Source organism: Corallococcus exercitus (genome assembly GCF_003611585.1).
Lineage (GTDB): Bacteria > Myxococcota > Myxococcia > Myxococcales > Myxococcaceae > Corallococcus > Corallococcus exercitus.
In genome coordinates, this window is record NZ_RAVW01000198.1 from 1 (window position 1) to 17,166 (window position 17,166).

General features: G+C 70.8%; 13 protein-coding genes. 11 read left to right on the forward strand and 2 right to left on the reverse strand.

All coding sequences use genetic code 11. The features are described 5' to 3' along the window. The first annotated feature begins 80 nt into the window (after nucleotides 1-80). The 4 genes from D7W79_RS23330 (at nucleotide 81) to D7W79_RS23345 (ending at nucleotide 8,728) form a co-directional block, all read left to right on the forward strand. A complete protein-coding gene (locus D7W79_RS23330; RefSeq protein ID WP_158617024.1) occupies nucleotides 81-1,973 on the forward strand; it encodes a hypothetical protein in 1,893 nt (630 codons plus the stop codon). 242 nt (nucleotides 1,974-2,215) lie between these two features. Then, on the forward strand, nucleotides 2,216-3,496 hold the full coding sequence (locus D7W79_RS23335) for an efflux RND transporter periplasmic adaptor subunit (RefSeq protein WP_120527599.1): 1,281 nt from the start codon (nucleotides 2,216-2,218) through the stop codon (nucleotides 3,494-3,496). A gap of 45 nt (nucleotides 3,497-3,541) precedes the next feature. Next, a complete protein-coding gene (locus D7W79_RS23340; protein ID WP_120527600.1) occupies nucleotides 3,542-6,727 on the forward strand; it encodes an efflux RND transporter permease subunit in 3,186 nt (1,061 codons plus the stop codon). Between the two features lie 72 nt (nucleotides 6,728-6,799). Then, nucleotides 6,800-8,728, forward strand: coding sequence for a 4-alpha-glucanotransferase (locus D7W79_RS23345; protein WP_208729818.1), 1,929 nt, complete (start codon nucleotides 6,800-6,802; stop codon nucleotides 8,726-8,728). 66 nt (nucleotides 8,729-8,794) lie between these two features. Here the strand turns inward: D7W79_RS23345 and D7W79_RS23350 are convergent, their stop codons facing one another. Beyond that, nucleotides 8,795-9,910, reverse strand: coding sequence for a putative glycolipid-binding domain-containing protein (locus tag D7W79_RS23350; RefSeq protein WP_120527601.1), 1,116 nt, complete (start codon nucleotides 9,908-9,910; stop codon nucleotides 8,795-8,797). 48 nt (nucleotides 9,911-9,958) lie between these two features. Here D7W79_RS23350 and D7W79_RS23355 point away from each other — a divergent pair, with 48 nt between their 5' ends. Both D7W79_RS23355 and D7W79_RS23360 read left to right on the forward strand, forming a co-directional pair. Beyond that, nucleotides 9,959-10,870, forward strand: coding sequence for an AraC family transcriptional regulator (locus tag D7W79_RS23355; RefSeq protein WP_158617025.1), 912 nt, complete (start codon nucleotides 9,959-9,961; stop codon nucleotides 10,868-10,870). A 32-nt stretch (nucleotides 10,871-10,902) separates the two neighbouring features. Next, nucleotides 10,903-11,310 (forward strand): hypothetical protein, encoded by a 408-nt coding sequence (locus D7W79_RS23360; protein ID WP_120527603.1) that lies wholly within the window; start codon nucleotides 10,903-10,905, stop codon nucleotides 11,308-11,310. A gap of 15 nt (nucleotides 11,311-11,325) precedes the next feature. Here D7W79_RS23360 and D7W79_RS23365 read toward each other — a convergent pair whose 3' ends face one another. After that, nucleotides 11,326-12,003: an AMIN-like domain-containing (lipo)protein gene (locus D7W79_RS23365; protein ID WP_244221923.1), complete on the reverse strand. Its 678-nt coding sequence runs from the start codon at nucleotides 12,001-12,003 to the stop codon at nucleotides 11,326-11,328. 175 nt (nucleotides 12,004-12,178) lie between these two features. Here D7W79_RS23365 and D7W79_RS23370 point away from each other — a divergent pair, with 175 nt between their 5' ends. From D7W79_RS23370 to D7W79_RS23390, 5 genes are all read left to right on the forward strand, one after another. Then, on the forward strand, nucleotides 12,179-13,477 hold the full coding sequence (locus D7W79_RS23370) for a pyridoxal phosphate-dependent aminotransferase (protein ID WP_120527605.1): 1,299 nt from the start codon (nucleotides 12,179-12,181) through the stop codon (nucleotides 13,475-13,477). A gap of 68 nt (nucleotides 13,478-13,545) precedes the next feature. Beyond that, entirely contained in the window at nucleotides 13,546-14,844 is a 1,299-nt protein-coding gene (locus D7W79_RS23375) for an NTP/NDP exchange transporter (protein ID WP_120527606.1), read from the forward strand. Then, on the forward strand, nucleotides 14,841-16,007 hold the full coding sequence (locus D7W79_RS23380; RefSeq protein WP_120527607.1) for an NAD-dependent epimerase/dehydratase family protein: 1,167 nt from the start codon (nucleotides 14,841-14,843) through the stop codon (nucleotides 16,005-16,007). The genes D7W79_RS23375 and D7W79_RS23380 overlap by 4 nt, the downstream gene beginning before the upstream one ends. Nucleotides 16,008-16,081: 74 nt before the next feature. After that, nucleotides 16,082-16,654: a hypothetical protein gene (locus D7W79_RS23385; protein ID WP_147442018.1), complete on the forward strand. Its 573-nt coding sequence runs from the start codon at nucleotides 16,082-16,084 to the stop codon at nucleotides 16,652-16,654. Between the two features lie 36 nt (nucleotides 16,655-16,690). Next, the gene (locus D7W79_RS23390; protein ID WP_120527609.1) at nucleotides 16,691-17,125 is read left to right on the forward strand and encodes a hypothetical protein; all 435 of its coding nucleotides are present in this window, start codon (nucleotides 16,691-16,693) and stop codon (nucleotides 17,123-17,125) included. Nucleotides 17,126-17,166: the final 41 nt, after the last annotated feature.

A 17,166-nucleotide genomic window follows, 5' to 3' on the forward strand; every position in this document is an offset into this window, starting at 1 on the left:
GTCCTGCGAACGGTGAGGGGGAGGGTGCCCCATCGCGCGGCTGTCATCGCGGTACCCCCGTCGTGAGTGGAGCACACCCCATGAAGCCTGAGCTGTCTTTGCTGTGGAAGCATTCCGGGAAGCTGGGCCGGCGCCTGCCGTTCGCGCTCCTGGCCTCGTCGCTGGTGGTGGGCTGTGGCCAGCCCGCCCCGGAGACGTCCGAAACCCCCGCGCCTTCCGCGCCCGCGGCGGAGTCCTCCGCCCAGGCCGTGGACCCGTCCGGCAACCTGGAGGCGGCGCTGAACACGGCGACGGACGAGGACGACGCGGTGCCCGAGCGCCCCGTGGTGGAGTCCCTGTTCGCCATCCCGCAGGGCGCGGCCAGCAAGGCCACGTCCGCGGTGTTCGAGCTGACGCTGGATGCGAAGCGCGCGCAGAACGAGCAGTTCCGGGGCAAGACGCTGACGATGCTGGACGGCGCCCAGCAGCTGCTCTTCCGCGACGACGGCCAGGGCGGCGACGCGGTGGCGGGCGACCTGCTCTTCATCGCCAGCGGCACCTTCGACTTCGTGGCGCTCCAGGCGGAGCAGGAGCGCATCGCGCAGGCGCAGTCCCAGTCGCAGACGCAGCTGACGACCGCGGTGTTCGAGGGCCGCGAGCTGGTGAACACCGTGCCGGTGACGGCGCTGTCCACCCAGTTCCCGGTGGGGCAGCGCGTGCCCATCCGCCCCATTGGCCTGGCGACGCTGGTGGACCCGGCGCGCTCGCTCATCATCCGGGCGTCGTCCGTGGTGGGGGACCCGACGCGCACGTGGGACCCGTGCACCAACGTGGGCAACCCGAACGGCAAGTGGACGTTCAACTACCTGATGACGGAGATGGCCAACCAGCCGTTCACCGGCGTGGCCCCGTCCACCTTCGTGCGCGAGTGGCTGCGGCAGTGGGAGGCCGCGAAGACGGTCAACACCTTCACCACCCCGCCGCGCACGAACATCGTGACGAAGCTGGTCAACCCGTGGCCGAAGGTGGGCGGCGCGCTGGACCTGACGAAGTCGCCCTTCAAGCTGGTGGCCATCGTCAACCGGCTGGACCTGGCGGGCAACAACCCCGCGTACGGCTCCGGGCGCGCGGGTGAGGGGCGCTTCATCTTCGCCGCCACGGAAGGCACGGGCACCTCGTGCCACACGGTGCCCTTCCTGGTCATCCTGGAGTACGGGGTGGACAAGAACGACTGCGTGTCCATCAAGACGTACGCGCAGCAGTGGCAGGCCCTGTCGTCCATGGCGCTGGGCAGCGCGACCTACAACGCGGCGCTGGAGGCCCTCACCGAGCAGTTCGCCAAACGCGACCTGTCCCCTCGCAAGCCCAACCGCAGCTCCATCAACCAGGTGCGCACCAACGAGATCTGGCTGGGCTCGCCCTGGGAGCTGCGCGAGTTCCGCCTCTGGAACAGCACCATCAGCGCGGCGTCGTTCGCCGCGCCGGGCCCGGTGCTGGGGCTGCTCAACAGCCACACCGTGGCCCAGACGCCGGACCGCGCGACGAAGAACACCCTGTTCCCGTCCTACGTGAACGGCAACGCGCCGGCCATCGTCGCCCTGCCGCCCACGTACACCGTCCCGCTCACGTGGAGCACCGGCGCGTTCCGGGGCGGCCGCGCCGTCGTGACGTCCACGTTCGCCAGCCCCAGCAGCCCTCCGTTCTGGAGCCAGCCCCCGGCGACCATCCCCAACCGCCAGGCCCGCCATGTCTTCTCGCTCAACACCTGCGACGGCTGCCACGGGGATGAGATTGGCACGCCCTTCACCCACGTGAGCCAGACGGGCGCCCTGTCGCCCTTCCTGAGCGGCGCGCTCACCGTGCCGGATCGCGCGGACGGTTCGCCCACCCGCACCTTCAACGAGGTGCTGGGCCGCCAGACGTTCCTGGACCAGGTGGCGAACCAGAGCTGCCTGACGCTGTCGTTCCTGAGCTCCAGCGCGGCGGTCCACTAGAACGGCTGCATGCGGTCTTTCGCGGCCTCCGTCCCGGTTGCTCGGGACGGAGGCCGTTGTCTTTCGGGAGGCCGTCCGCCCGGTTCCAAGCCTGTCAGGGGGACGGGCTCCAGGTGTTCTCCAGGTTCACGCTCCGTGGTGGCACGACTTCCCCGGGCGGGGGGGCGGCACCACGTTTACCCGGCTCCGGGGATGCCCCTGGTTTGGACCGGGGCAGGCATCGGGGGCCGTGGAGGCAGGCCGTGGGACGCACCGAAACGACAACGGGACGCCGCGCCTGGCGCAGGGGTGCGCGGCTGGGGGCCGTGTGGGCTGTCGTCTGGCTGGCTGGCGCCTGCGGACAGCGCTCCGAGGACGCCGCCGCGCCCGTCGCGCCCACGGTGGTGTCGCTGGGTCCGGAGAACGTGGTGCGCGTGGAGCCCCTGCGGCTGGAGAGCGGCCCCGTCATCTCCGGGTCGCTCCAGGCACGGCGGCTGGCCAGCGTCCGCGCGGAGGTGGGCGGCAGCATCCTGGACGTGAAGGCGGACCAGGGGCAGGCCGTGAAGGAGGGGGACCTGCTGGCGCGCGTGGATGAGGGCACCCTGCGCGAGCAGGTGCAGGCGGCCAGCTCCACCCTGCGCGTGGCGCGCAATGCCTTGCAGGTGGCGAAGGCGGATGAGCGGCGCAATCAAACCCTGGTCAAGCAGGGCGTCATCACCCGCCGCGACTTCGAACGCACGCAACTGGCGCGGACGCAGGCGGAGGGCCAGCTGGCGGATGCGCAGGCGCGGCTGAAGCTGGCGCAGGATCAGCTGGGGCGCACGAAGGTGACCGCGCCCTTCACCGGCGTGGTGAGCGAGCGGCAGGTGCACACGGGCGACATCGTCCAGCCGGGCGCGCCGCTCTTCACCGTGGTGGACCCCGCCACGCTGCGGCTGGAGGCCTCCGTGCCCGCGGCGCAGCTCTCCCAGGTGAAGGTGGGCACGTCGGTGGACTTCCGCGTCAACGGCTACGCGGATCAGGCCTTCAAGGGCGAGGTGGAGCGCATCAACCCGGCGGTGGACCCCGCCACGGGACAGGTGCGCATCTACGTGAGCATCCCCAACAGCGAGCAGACGCTGTTGTCCGGCCTCTTCGCGCAAGGGCGCGTGGCGTCCCAGGCGAAGGACGCGCTGGCCGTGCCGGTGGACGCACTGGACACGCGCCAGGAGCCGCCCACCGTGCAGCGCATCTCCAACGGCAAGGTGGAGCAGGTGGCGGTGACGCTGGGCCTGCGGGACGACGTGGCGCAGACCGTGGAGGTTCGCTCGGGGTTGAAGGCCGGGGACGTGGTGCTGCTGGGCTCCGCGCGCGACCTGACGAACGGCACGCCGGTGAAGCTCACCGCCGCGCCGGAAGGGCCGAAGAAGCAGCGCCCCGCCTCTCCACCGGAGGCCCAGCAGGGCGTGGGCGGCGCGGGCAACGCGTCCGGCGGCAGCGGCCCCACCCAGGCGCCGGCGGCGGCCGGGGTTCCCACGCAGCCAGCCCAGGCTCCCGCGAAGTAGCGCCGGGCGTCTCCACTTCTTGAAGAAGCACCGCAGGAGTCGTCCGTGTTCATCTCCGACTTCGCCATCAAGCGCCCCATCATCACCATCACGGCGATGGTGGCGCTCGTCGTGTTCGGCATCGTCGCGCTGTTCAACCTGGAGACGGACGAGTTCCCGGACGTTCAGCAGCCGGTCATCAACGTCACCATCGCGTACCCAGGCGCCTCACCGGACACGGTGGAGCGCGAGATTGTCGAGCCCATCGAGGACGCCATCTTCGCCATCTCCGGCGTGGACGGGAAGAAGACCACGTCCAGCTCCACGGACAGCCTGGCGAACTTCACGGTCTTCTTCGACTTCGAAAAGGACATCCAGGAGGCGTCACAGGACATCCGCGACGCCATCTCCAGCAAGCGCGCGGACCTGCCGCAGGAGATGGAGGAGCCCATCCTCACGCGGTTCGACCCGGCGGACCAACCCATCGTGTCGCTGGTGCTGACGTCGGACGCGCTGGACGTGCCCGCGCTGACGCTCATCGCGGACCCCCTGGTGGTGGGGGATTTGCGCTCGGTGCCCGGCGTGGCGCAGGCCACGGTGGTGGGCGGCGTGGACCGGGAGATGACGGTGCAGGTGCGGCCCGCGGCGCTCCAGGCGGCGGGCCTGTCGGTGGCGCAGGTGGTGGCGGCGCTCCAGGCGCAGAACCTGGCGGCGCCGGTGGGCCGGCTCAACACCGAGCTTCAGGAGCGCACCATCCGGCTCAAGGGCCGCCTGGAGACGCCGCAGGACTTCGCGCAGGTGCCCATCGCAGAGCGAGGCGGGCGCACGCTGCGGCTGGGCGAGGTGGCGGACGTGTTCGCCGGCACCGAGGAGCCTCGCACCCTGTCGCTCTACAACGGCGCGCAGGCGGTGGGCATCGAGGTCATCAAGTCCAAGGGCCACAGCACCACGGAGGTCGCGGACGGTGTGCGCGAGCGCGTGAAGATGCTCCAGCAGCGGCTGCCCGCCAACGCGAAGCTGGAGATCGTCCGCGACGCGGGCACGCGCGTGGAGAACTCCGTCGTCAACGTGCAGCAGGCGCTGATTGAAGGCGCGCTGCTCACGGTGCTGGTGGTGTTCCTGTTCCTCAACTCGTGGCGCTCCACGGTGATTACCGGCCTGGCGCTACCGGTGTCCGTGCTGGCGTCGTTCGTGAGCGTGTGGGCGTTCGGCTTCACGCTCAACACGATGTCGCTGCTGGGCCTGACGCTGGCCATCGGCATCCTCATCGACGACGCCATCGTGGTGCGCGAGAACATCGTGCGGCACGTGGAGATGGGGAAGGACCACTACACGGCGTCGCGCGAGGGCACGAGCGAGATTGGCCTCGCGGTGGCGGCGACGACGTTCTCCATCGTGGCGGTGTTCGTCCCGGTGGCGTTCATGTACGGCGTGGCGGGACAGTGGTTCAAGCCGTTCGCGCTCACCATCGCGTGCTCGGTGCTGGTGTCGCTGTTCGTGAGCTTCTCGCTGGACCCCATGCTCAGCGCGTACTGGCCGGACCCGCAGGTGGAGAAGGGCGAGCGGCGCAACTTCATCTCGCGCGGGCTGACGCGCTTCAACCACTGGTTCGACCGGCAGGCGGACCGCTACAAGGGCGTCATCGCGTGGGCGCTGGACCACCGGCTCGCGATGGTGCTGCTCGCGGTGGGCTCGCTGGTGGGCGCGGTGGCGCTGCAGGGCGTCTTCGGCGGCGCGGGCTTCGTGCCGGTGAGCGACCGCGCCGAAATCGAGATGTTGGTGGAGACGCCCGCGGGCTCCAGCCTGGACTACACGCGGCGCAAGGTGGAGGAGGTGTCCCGCCTCACGCGCCAGCACCCGGAGGTCGCGTACACGTACACCACCATCGGCGTGCCGCTGCCATTGCGCTCGCCGGGCGTGGACCAGGCGCTGGTGTACGTGCGGCTCAAGCCGAAGACGGAGCGCAAGGCGAGCCAGGAGGTGCTGGGCAAGACGCTGCGTCAGGAGTTGCTCGCGGTGGGCGGCGCGAACGTGTCGGTGTTCACCAGCGGCTTCGGCGGCGCCATCAAGTCCATCCAGCTGGAGCTGCGCGGGCCGGAGTCCAAGGGGCTCAACCAGTTCGCGCAGCAGGTGATGAAGGAGGTGAAGCAGGTGCCGGGCGCGGTGGACGTGGGGCTGTCCACGCGCGGGGAGAAGCCGGAGCTGGAGGTGGAGCTGAACCGCGGTGTCGCGGGCCAGCTCAACGTGACGGTGGGGCAGGTGGCGCAGTCGCTGCGGCCGGCCTTCGCGGGCCTGGACTCCGGCGACTGGGTGGACCCCATTGGCGAGACGCGCGACGTGATGGTGCGCCTGGCGCCGCAGTACCGCCAGAACCCGTCCGACCTGGCGCAGCTGCCGCTGGTGGTGGGTTCCACCGCCACGGGGGCTCCGGTGGTGGTGCCGCTGGGCCAGGTGGCGACAGTGAAGCAGACCGTGGGCCCGGCGCAGATTGATCACCTGAACCGCGCGAAGGTCATCAACGTGCAGGCGAACGTGGCGGGGCGGTCGCTGTCGGAGGTGATGAACGACGTCCAGACGCGGCTCAAGGCGGTGAAGGTGCCGCCGGGCTACGAGGTGTCCACGGGCGGCGAGTCCGCGGATCAGCAGGAGGTGTTCGGCCGGGTGTTCCTGGCGCTGGGCGTGGCGGTGATGCTGATGTACCTCATCCTCGTCATCCAGTTCGGCTCGTTCATCGACCCGCTGGCCATCCTGGTGTCGCTGCCGCTGTCACTCATCGGCGTGGTGCTGGCGCTGGTGGTGACGGGGGACACGCTGAACATCATGAGCCTCATCGGCGTCATCCTGCTGATGGGCATTGTCGCGAAGAACGCCATCCTGCTCATCGACTTCGCCAAGTGGCAGCACGAGAAGGGGCTGCCATTGCGCGAGGCACTGATTGAAGCGGGACGCATCCGCTTGCGGCCCATCATCATGACGACCCTCGCGCTCATCGCGGGCATGGTGCCGGTGGCGCTGGGGCACGGCGAGGGCGGCGACTTCCGAGCGCCGCTGGGCCGCGCGGTGATTGGCGGCGTCCTCACGTCCACGCTGCTCACGCTGCTGGTGATACCGACGGTGTACGAAATCCTCACGGACGCCCGCACGTGGATGACCGGCAAGCTGCGCCGGGCGTTCAAGGCGAACGGGCGGGCACACGGTCCGGCGCACGGCGGTGGCGAGCCCAGGCCCCAGCCGCAGTCCCGGCAGGACTGACGCGGGAAGGATGCTCGCGTCACCCTCAAGGAACGGTTGGCGCATGCGGCCTGGGGCCATAGGGTCAGGAGTGTGGAGCTCCTGTCCCCGCTGCCTGATTCGCACCGCTCGCTCATCACCGAAGCCCTGGAGGCACTGGGGGTCACCCGCTGGGTCCTGAGCATCCATGACCCCAGCTTCCCGGGCCTCCCGGGAGAGGATCTGGGGCGTGGCTCGCCGTACTCCGAGGGCGCCGCGCGCTTCCTCGCCTTCGCCCGGGACCTGGGCTTCACCGGCATCCAGCTGGGGCCGCAGGGACAGACCACCGCGCACAACCCGTCGCCGTATGACGGCACGTTGTTCTCACGCAACACGCTGAACGTGGCGCTCCCGACGCTCACGGATCCGCACGGGCCGTGGGGCGCGCTGCTGTCCTCCGACACGCTGGCCCGGCTCGTCTCCGAAGCACCCACGGACGGTGGGCCGGAGGCGCGCTACCACTCCGCGTGCCGGGGGCAGGCCCTGGCGCTCCAGGAGGCGTGGGACACCTTCCGACGCACCCGGGAGCCAGGGCTCGTCCAGCGCTTCGAGGCCTTCCGCGTGGAGCAGCGGGAGTGGCTGGAACGGGATGCGCTGTTCGACGTGCTCGCCACGCGGCACCACACGCCGGATGACTGGCGCGGCTGGGCGGATTCGCTGGAGGGGCGCCTGTTCGCGCCGCGTCCTGGAGAAGAGACCCAGGCGGAGGCGCGCATCCGGGAGTTGCTCACCGTCGAAGCCGAGGCGGTGGAGCAGTACGCCTTCCGCCAGTTCCTCGTGCATGAACAGCATGGGCTCCTGCGGGAGCGCGTGGGGGCGTGGGGCCTCAAGCTGTACGGGGACCTCCAGATTGGCTTCTCACCCCGGGATACGTGGGCGCGGCAGGGATTGTTCCTCCGCGCGTACCTCATGGGGGCTCCGCCCAGCCGCACCAACCCGGAGGGCCAGCCGTGGAACTACCCCGTGCTGGACCCCGAGCAGTACGTCGCTCCGGACGGCTCCGGCCCCGGACCGGTGCTGCGCTACCTGGACTCGCGGCTGGGCAAGATGCTGTCCGAGTACGACGGGCTGCGCATCGACCATCCGCACGGGCTCGTGTGTCCGTGGGTGTACCGCGCGGGTTCGGCGGATCCGCTGCGCGCGGTGCAGGGCGGCGCGCGGCTGTTCTCGTCGCCGGACCTGCCGGACCACCCGGAGCTGGCGCGCTACGCCATCGTGGCTCCGGAACAGCTGGACCGCTCGGTGCCGCGTCACGCGGATGGCTGGGTGAAGTGGCTCACGGAGGAGCAGGTGGGCCGCTACGCCATCCTGTTCGACTCGGTGGTGCGCACGGCCCGGGAGCGCGGCCGGGCCCGCGAGGACGTGCTGTGCGAGGTGCTGAGCACGCTGCCGCATGAGCTGTCGCGGGTGATGGCCCGAGATGGCCTGGGCCGCTTCCGTGTCACCCAGAAGGCGGACCTCACCAACCCGGCGGACGTGTATCGCAGCGAGAACGCGGCCCCCGAGGACTGGGTGATGGTGGGCAACCACGACACGAAGTCGCTCTGGCGGCTCATCTCCGAATGGCAGTGGAAGCACGCGCTGCGCGCCCAGGCGGACTACCTCGCCTGGCGGCTGCATCCCGAAGTGGAAGGGCGTGAGGACTTCGCGCGACAGCTCGCGCAGGACCCGGGGCTGCTCGCGCAGGCGAAGTTCGCGGACCTGTTCACCAACCGTGCGCGCAGCGTGATGGTGTTCTTCGCGGATCTGCTGGGCATGCCGGACACGTACAACGCGCCGGGCTCCGTGGATGCGCGCAACTGGTCGCTGCGCATCCCGCGGGACTGGGCCGCGCAGTACCAGCAGCGGCTGCGCGCGGGTGCCGCGCTCAACCTGCCCCAGGTGCTGGCCATGGCGCTGCGCGCGGGCGGAGCAGAGGCACGGGCCCGCCACGCGAAGTTGCTCGAGCGCCTGGACGTCGCCGCCACCCGCCTGAGGACATAGCGAGCACCCGGTGGAGACGGACGAACCTGTCCGACAGTCGGACAGGTCCGGGGGCCGGTGCTCAGCTCAGGCGATGCGCCGCATGTCGAAGCGCGACTGGAGACTCCACTGGCCGGCTTCGTCCTGCACTTCTCCGCGCCAGGTGAAGCGGTCCGGCCCGATGTCGGAGAAGCTCCAGCGGATGGGCTTCCCGTGGTGCTCGCCCAGCAGGATGAGCCGGTCCCCCTCACGGCCTCCGGCGAGCCTGTTGATGGCGCCTCCGGTCGGACTCACCCAGGTGATCTGCCACTTCCCAGCGGTCCGGTCGAACGAGCGCACCGTGGTGCCATAGCGCTTGTTGGCCCCAGGACCTGACGGCGCTGGGGCGTTCCGCGACGGCACGATGAACACGTCCTGCAGTGCCCGCCCGTCCAGCACCCAGTGGAACCACCACTCGCCCTCGCTCTGGCGGAAGCTTCCGTCCGCGTCGTGGTCCTGGATGGTCCCCGCCCAGCCTCCCACCAACCACCCGAAGGTGGCCGCCGCGTCGCCCAGCTCTGCCGAAGGCCCCGGGCTTACCAGCGCGTCCACGAACTCCCGCACCACCGGCGCCGGCGCGGCGGGCCCTTCCGCGAGCCTGCGCCAGATGCCGGCGTACTCGATGGGCAGCCCCTCCGCGTCCACGTCCAGCATCGCGGTGAAGCCGCTCTCCAGGCTCTCGTAGCGGTAGCGCACGGGGCCCACGCGCGCATAGCCCTGCCGCGCGGGCACGACCTCCAGCGCGGGAAACCGCACCCACGCCGCGCGGATCTCCGCGGTGGCGCCTTCCTGGAGCCGCAGCCGGTTGATGGGCAGCGCGTTGGTGGAAGGGCTCAGGCCCAGGTCCACGTCCGTGCAACCCTCCAGCTCCTCCGCGACCTGCCCGTCCTTGCGCCAGCGGCCGTCACCGTCATGCTCCAGCGCGAGCGTCCGGCGTTCGCCACGCCAGGACTGCGTCACGCCCACCCGTCGCGTGCGCCACGCGTCGTCACAGACGACCGAGTACTCCACCCGCAGCGGCGCACCCTGTTCCGCGACGAGGATGACGCCGGAAAGCTCCGTGCCCTCCTGGCCGCGCCGCACCCGTGCATGCTCGAAACCCAGCTCGTCCATCACGCGCCGCCAGATGAGCTCGCGCGTGACTGTCGTTGCTTCCATCGCCATGATTCGGTCACCCCGTTGGAGATGCGGGGCAGGATGGAGGGACGGACCGTGGCCGACTTGGGGAAAGTGGACCTGACCACGGCGCGCCTGCTGGCCTCCGGGGACGGGTGGCGCGTGCGCGAGATTGTCTGCCGCTCCGGCCCCAAGGACCCCGTCTTCGAGGAACAGCACTCGGGGGTGTCCATCTCCGCCGTCCTGTCCGGCAGCTTCACCTACCGCTCCCGGAACGGGCGGGTGCTGCTGACGCCCGGCTCCCTGCTGCTGGGGGAGCGGCACGCGTCCTTCTGCTGCGGTCATGAGCACGGCGTGGGCGACCGCTGCGTCGCCTTCCACTTCGAGCCCGAGCTCATCGAGGAGGTCGCGGGAGGCCTGTCCGGCGTGAAGCGGACGGACTTTCCCGTGCACCGGCTTCCGCCGCTCCAGCGCCTCGCGCCGCTGCTCGCGGACGTCCAGGCGCTTGCCGAGCAGCCAGACTCACGCGGCGCGGAGGAGCTGGTGCTGCGGATGGCGGGCGCGGCGCTGAGCGGCGTCCACGAAGGCAAGGCCCGACCCGTCACCGGCCATGACGAACGCCGCATGGGGGACGCGGTGCGCTGGATGGAGGCGCACCTGGAGGAGACCCTCTCGCTGGCGATGCTCGCGGAGGAGGTGGGCATGGGCCGCCACCACTTCCTGCGCACCTTCCGCAAGGTGGTGGGAGAGAGTCCCTACAGCTACATCCTGGGCCGCCGCCTGACACTCGCCGCCGCGCGCCTGCGGACGGACTCCGAGCGCATCGCGGACGTCGCGTTCGCGTGTGGCTTCGGTGACCTGTCGGAGTTCGTCCGCCGCTTCCGTGCCCGCTTCGGCGTCACCCCTTCCGCCTACCGCGCCCGCTCACGACCCGGGTCAGCAAGGACAGACGCCGTGGGTCCGGCCACTCTCCTTGGAAATCCTCGTTCTCGATGTTATCCGGTCTAGGCAATTCTTGATCTGGGTGAGGCACGGACCGCGTGGCGAATCATCGTGAGTGGGAGTTCGGAGCGCATCGCGCGTACTTCGAAGCGCCGGACCTGTTGGTGATGAAGTTCAACGGGCCCTCGAAGCTGGAGGACTCGAAGAAGGTGCTGGAGATCTGTCAGGAGGTGGCGGCGAAGGAGCCGGTGTTCGTCATCTCCGACGTGTCGAACTCCAGCATCGAGAAGGACGCGCGCGAGCTGCTGGTGGCGCAGGCCAAGGCCGAGTGGTTCCGCGGCCACGTCTACCTGGGCACGGGCCCGCTCCAGCGCGCGGGCGCCAAGGCGCTGATGCTCGCCCTGTACTTCACGGGCAAGTGGACGGTGGAAGTGGACTTCGCGGACTCGGAGCGCGAAGCGCGCGACCTCATCGCGAAGAAGCGTCTGGCCCCGCCGAAGAAGTAGCCGCCTCCCGCCGCCTCAGTGCTGGACGTCCAGCACGAGGCGCGTGGGGTTCGTCAGCTCCAGCACGCGGAACGGAGCGCGGCGCGCGGTGCCCAGCACCCACGTCACCTCGCCCTCGAAGTCGCACAGCCGCTCCAGCGCCAGCACGGACGGCAGCGCGGGCTTGAGCGTGCGCTGCGCCACCGTGGCCTGGCCCTGGTCGTCATGCGCCCGCGCCAGCGTGAAGCGCACCTCCAGCGCGGCCTGCCCCGGCGGCGTCACGTCTTCGCCGGAGCCGCACTGCTGCACCGGCGTCTTCACGTAGCCCAGGTGGTAGCCCGGCAGGCGCGGCCCGTCGAACTCGAACACCGTGCGGTCGTAGTCCGCGTGCGTCCCCGTGCGCACCGAGCGCAGCGTGATGGAGGGCGGCTCGCCGCGCGGCCGCTCCACCGCCGCCGTCGTCCACGCCGCGTCCGCCGCCACGTCGGCCGTGGCTGTTGGCCTGCCCGCGTCCGTGGGGCCGCCTGCCTTCACGTCCAGCACCTGGTGCACCACCGGAGCGGTGGCCGCCGGTCCCTCACGGGGCACGGTGTTGGTGGGCGGGGGCACGGCCGGCACGTCCATGGGGACGGTCTGGGGCTCCTGCTTCTGGCACCCCAGGCCCAGCAATCCGCAAACCACTCCCAGCGCGTACAGCCCCTGTCGCAGGTGCATCCGGTTCCTCCTGTGAAACCCCGTCACCCGGGGACTTCCCGAGTCCTCGCACACCCCGTGCGCCGGGACCATGCCCCAGGTGCCTGGAAGATGCGCCGTGTCGGGTCCGTTGCGTATAGGTTCCGGCCGGCCGAGTCCCCCCGGCCCCCCTTCGTGCACTGGAGAGTTCCGTACCATGGCCCTCGACCTGACCTCCCTGCCGCGTCCCTCTCGCGACGACACCACCGTGGGCTCCATGGTGCGCGGGCTCGTGGGCAGCGAAATCCTCCGCATCGCCGGGGAGATCCGCGAACTCGTGTCCAAGGGCACCCAGGTCTGCAACCTCACCGTGGGTGACTTCAGCCCGAAGGAGTTCCCCATCCCGGACGGCCTGCGCGACCAGATTGGCGCCGCGCTCCAGGGCGGTGAGACGAACTACCCGCCGTCCGACGGCGTGCTGGACCTGCGCCAGGCCGTGCAGCGCTTCTACGAGCGCTCCCTGGGGCTGAAGTACCCGCTGGAGGGCATCGTCATCGCGGGCGGCGCTCGGCCGGTCATCTACGCCACCTTCCGCGCGGTGCTCGACCCGGGCGACGTCGTCGTCTACCCGGTGCCGTCGTGGAACAACAACCACTACGCCCACATGCTGGGCGCCAGGGGCGTGGTGGTGAAGACGGACGCTGCGGCGGGCTTCATGCCCACGCTGGCGCAGCTGGAGCCGCACCTGTCCACCGCGCGCCTGCTCTGCCTGTGCAGCCCGCTCAACCCCACCGGCACCATGATTGACCCGGAAGCGCTGCGCGCCATCTGCCAGCGCATCGTGGAGGAGAACCGCGCGCGCGAGGGCCGCGGCCAGAAGCCCCTCATCCTGATGTACGACCACATCTACTGGGTGCTGAGCTTCGGCGGCACGAAGCACGTCACGCCCGTGGAGCTGGTCCCGGAGATGGCGCCGTACACCGTGTTCGTGGACGGCATCAGCAAGGCCTTCGCCGCCACCGGCGTGCGCGTGGGCTGGGGCGTGGGCGCTCCCACCCTCATCTCCCGCATGCGCGACGTGCTGGGCCACGTGGGCGCCTGGGCCCCCAAGGCCGAACAGGTCGCCACCGCCCGCTACCTGGACGACACGAAGGCCACGGAGGCCTTCCTCCAGACCATGCGCCAGCGCGTGGATGCGCGCCTGGAGGTCCTCTACAAGGGCTTCCAGCGCATGAAGGACGCGGGCCTGCCGGTGCACGCCATCGCGCCGCAGGGCGCCATCTACCTCTCCGTGCGCTTCGACGTGGTGGGCAAGGGCGGCCTCACCACCAATGACGCGATCCGCAAGCACCTGCTGGAGAAGGCCCGCTTCGCAGTGGTGCCCTTCCAGGCCTTCGGCCTCGCGGACGAGACCGGCTGGTTCCGCCTCTCCGTGGGCGCCGCCTCGGTCGCTGAAATCGAAGAGGCCCTGCCCCGTGTAGAGGCCACCGTGCGCGAAATCCTCGCGGCGAAATAGCCTGTTTCCTCCACAGACCGGCAGTCAGGGAATAGCCTGCCGGCCGTGGCGTTGAGGGCGCCGCCATCATGCTCAAGCGCTTCGTGGACGTCCGTGACGAGGAGGTGGGGGCGGTCCTCGGGGCGTTCGTCTACTTCTTCACGCTGATGTGCGGCTACGCCATCCTGCGGCCCATCCGCAACGAGATGGGCACCGCGGGGGACGTGAAGCACCTGCCCTGGCTCTTCACCGTCACGTTCGTCGTGATGTTGCTGGCGGTGCCGGCCTTCTCCGCGCTGGTGGCGCGCTATCCCCGGCGGGTGGTGGTGCCGCGCGTCTACCGCTTCTTCCTCTTCAACCTGCTGGCCTTCTTCGTGCTGCTCAAGTGGGGCGTGGCGAAGGAGGGCGTGGCGCGGGCCTTCTACGTCTGGCTGAGCGTCTACAACCTGTTCGTCGTCTCCATCTTCTGGAGCTTCATGGCGGACGTGTTCGCCAGCGACCAGGGCAAGCGCCTCTTCGGCTTCATCGCCGCGGGCGGCACCACGGGGATGATTGTCGGCCCGTTCCTGGTGGGCCGGCTGGCGGAGCCGGTGGGACCGGTGAACCTCATCCTCGTGTCCGCGGTGATGCTGGAGGTGAGCGCGCAGTGCGTGCGCCGCCTGGGGCACTGGGCGCGGGACGTGCAGCACCAGCCCGCCACGCGCGAAGGGCCGGTGGGCGGCGGGATGCTCGCGGGCTTGCGGCTCCTGGTGACGTCGCCGTTCCTGCTCGCGCTGGGGTTGCAAGTGCTGCTGTACGCGGCGACCTCCACGTTCCTGTACTACCAGGAGGTGCAGCTGGTCGCGTCCCTGGCGAAGGACGCGGCGGCGCGCACGGCGGCGTTCGCGGACATCGACTTCTGGGTGCAGATTCTGACCCTGGGCATCCAGACGCTCGTCACCGGGCGGGTCATCTCCCGCCTGGGATTGGGCGTGGCGATGGCGGTGGCGCCGGTGCTCACGCTGGTAGGGTTTGGCGTGCTCGCGTTCGCGCCGGTGCTGGGGGTGCTCATCGGGGTGAAGTCGCTGCGGGGCGCGAGCCACTACGCGCTGGAGCGCCCTTCGCGCGAAATCCTGTTCACCACGGTGGACCGCGAGGCCCGCTACAAGTCCAAGAGCTTCATCGACACGGTGGTGTACCGCGGCAGCGACACGCTGAGCGCGTGGCTGCAGGGCGGGCTCACGGCGCTGGGCCTGGGCATGACGGGCCTGTCGCTGGCGGCCGTGCCCGTGGCCGCGCTGTGGCTCGCGGTGGCCCTGTACCTGGCGCGCCAGCAGCGCACGCGCGCCGCTGAAAGCATTCCGCAGACGCAGACGCAGACGACCCTTCCCGGAGGAACCACGGCATGAAGCTGTCCCGAAGAGGCGTGATTCAAGCAGCGGCCGCGTTGGGCGCGGTCCAGGTGTTGGGCTGTGCAACGTCCCCCAAGGCGGGCCCCGACGCGAGCAAGGGCGGGGACAACACCGCCCCGGGCAAGCCCCTGAACATCCTCATCCTGGGCGGCACCCGGTTCCTGGGCCCCGCGCTGGTGCAGGCAGCGCAGGCGCGCGGCCACACGCTCACGCTCTTCAACCGCGGCAAGTCCAACCCGGGCCTCTTCCCGGACGTGGAGAAGCTCCAGGGCGACCGCGACCCCAACAAGGGCGAGGGCCTGAAGGCGCTGCAGGGCCGCAAGTGGGACGCGGTCATCGACACGTCCGGCTACGTGCCGCGCATCGTGAAGGCGTCCGCGGAGCTGCTCGCGCCCAACGTGGGGCAGTACGTCTTCATCTCCAGCGTGTCCGTCTACAAGGAGATGACGAAGAAGGACCTCAACGAATCCGACGCCGTGGGCACCATCCCGGATGAGACGGTGGAGGAGGTGGGCGAGACGAGCTACGGCCCGCTCAAGGCGCTCTGCGAGAAGGCCGCGGAGGCCGCGCTGCCCGGCCGCACGCTCAACATCCGCCCCGGCCTCATCGTGGGCCCGGATGACGGCTCCGACCGCTTCACCTACTGGCCGCTGCGCGTGGCGAAGGGCGGCGAGGTGCTGGCCCCCGGCGACGGCGAGGACCCGGTGCAGATCATCGACGCGCGCGACCTGGCCGCGTTCATCATCCGCAACGTGGAGCGCCGCACCGCGGGCATCTTCAACGTCACCGGCCCGCTGAAGCCCATGAACATGAAGGGCATGCTGGAGGACATCCAGAAGGCCACCGGGAGCGACGCGCGCTTCACCTGGGTGGACAGCGCGTTCCTGGAGCAGCAGAAGGTGATGGCCTTCGCGGACATGCCCGCGTGGGTGCCGCGCACCGGCCCGGAGAGCGGCATCGGCGCCGTGAGCATCGCCCGCGCCACGCAGGCGGGGCTCGCCACCCGCCCGCTCGCGGACACCGTGCGCGACACGCTGACGTGGTTCCACGGCCTGCCGCCGGACCGCCAGGAGAAGCTGCGCTCGGGCCTGTCCGCTGACAGGGAGAAGGAAGTGCTCGCCGCCTGGCACCAGGCGAAGGGCACCGCCAAGGCGGGCTGAGCTTCACGGTCGTGACCTTTCGCGCACGCCGGGCAATCCGCTGGCGTGCGCGAGCATGGGATGGGAACGATGGGATGGCTCCACGACTTCGACCCGGCCCCGGGCGGCCTCCACTGCATGCGCGGCGCGGTCCGCTCCGGGCCGCGCTGATGCTGGGCGCGCTCTGGAGCCTGCTGTCGGGTTGCAAGCCCGCATCGCCGGGGCCGGCGGGCGGGGCCATTGCGCCGTTCAACCCCAACGCGGCGGGGTGCTACCAGCGCCTGGGGAAGGTGAACCCCGCGTTCCAGCAGGGCTACCGGGACGTGGCGGCGCTCCTGGCCCGACCGGCGCCGCTCGTGTCGCTCCTGCCCGGCGTCGTGGCCGAGCACGAGCGCGTGCTCCAGGCGGGCCGTGCCGCGCCCGCGAGCTCCCGGCTGCCGGAAGAGGACGTCTACGTCTGCTGCGTGCGCGACACCCTGGAGGGCCGGGTGGCCCGCGAGGTGAAGGCCGCGGTGGCCAGCGACGCGGGCACCGGGGACACGCGCGCCCGGCTGGAGGCGCTGCTGGAGGCGCTGCACGGCCTGCCCTGGTCCGGCCCCAAGTGGACGGAGCAGGAGCGCCCCGCCATCGAGAAGCATGTGCGGGACGCGCTCTCGGCGCTGCCGTGATGTGATGGGCGCGGCACCTCTTCCCCTGGTGAATCCATGGCGAACGGCGAGAACGTCGACCTGTCGGCCACCCGGCCCGCGGACTACCTGCGCGAGGGGCTGCTGTCCCCGGAGGGCAAGCCGCGCGAGGGGCTCAACGGCCTGCACTCGCTGGGCATGGCCCACCGGCTGAAGCTGGAGGGCACGAAGCCGGAGACGGTGGCCGCGCTGCTGGCCAGCCTGGTGAAGGCCTCCGGGCGCTTCATCCCGAAGGACCCGCGCAACGTGGACCTGTCGGACGGCGCGCGTCAGGAGGTGGCGGCGGCATGGAGTGCCACGGGGCCCACTGGCACGGGCGTCCTGGGGGAGCTGCGCGCGGCCATCCTGCCGTGCGTGGGCAACACCGCGAGCCTGGGCGCCATGCTGCTGCACGTGGAGCGCATCCACCGGCAGCTGCTGCTGGTGTCCGTGACACCGCCGACGGACGCCTGACGCGGGCTGCCCGGCCGGAGGGCGGCCGGGCAGCCCGCGTC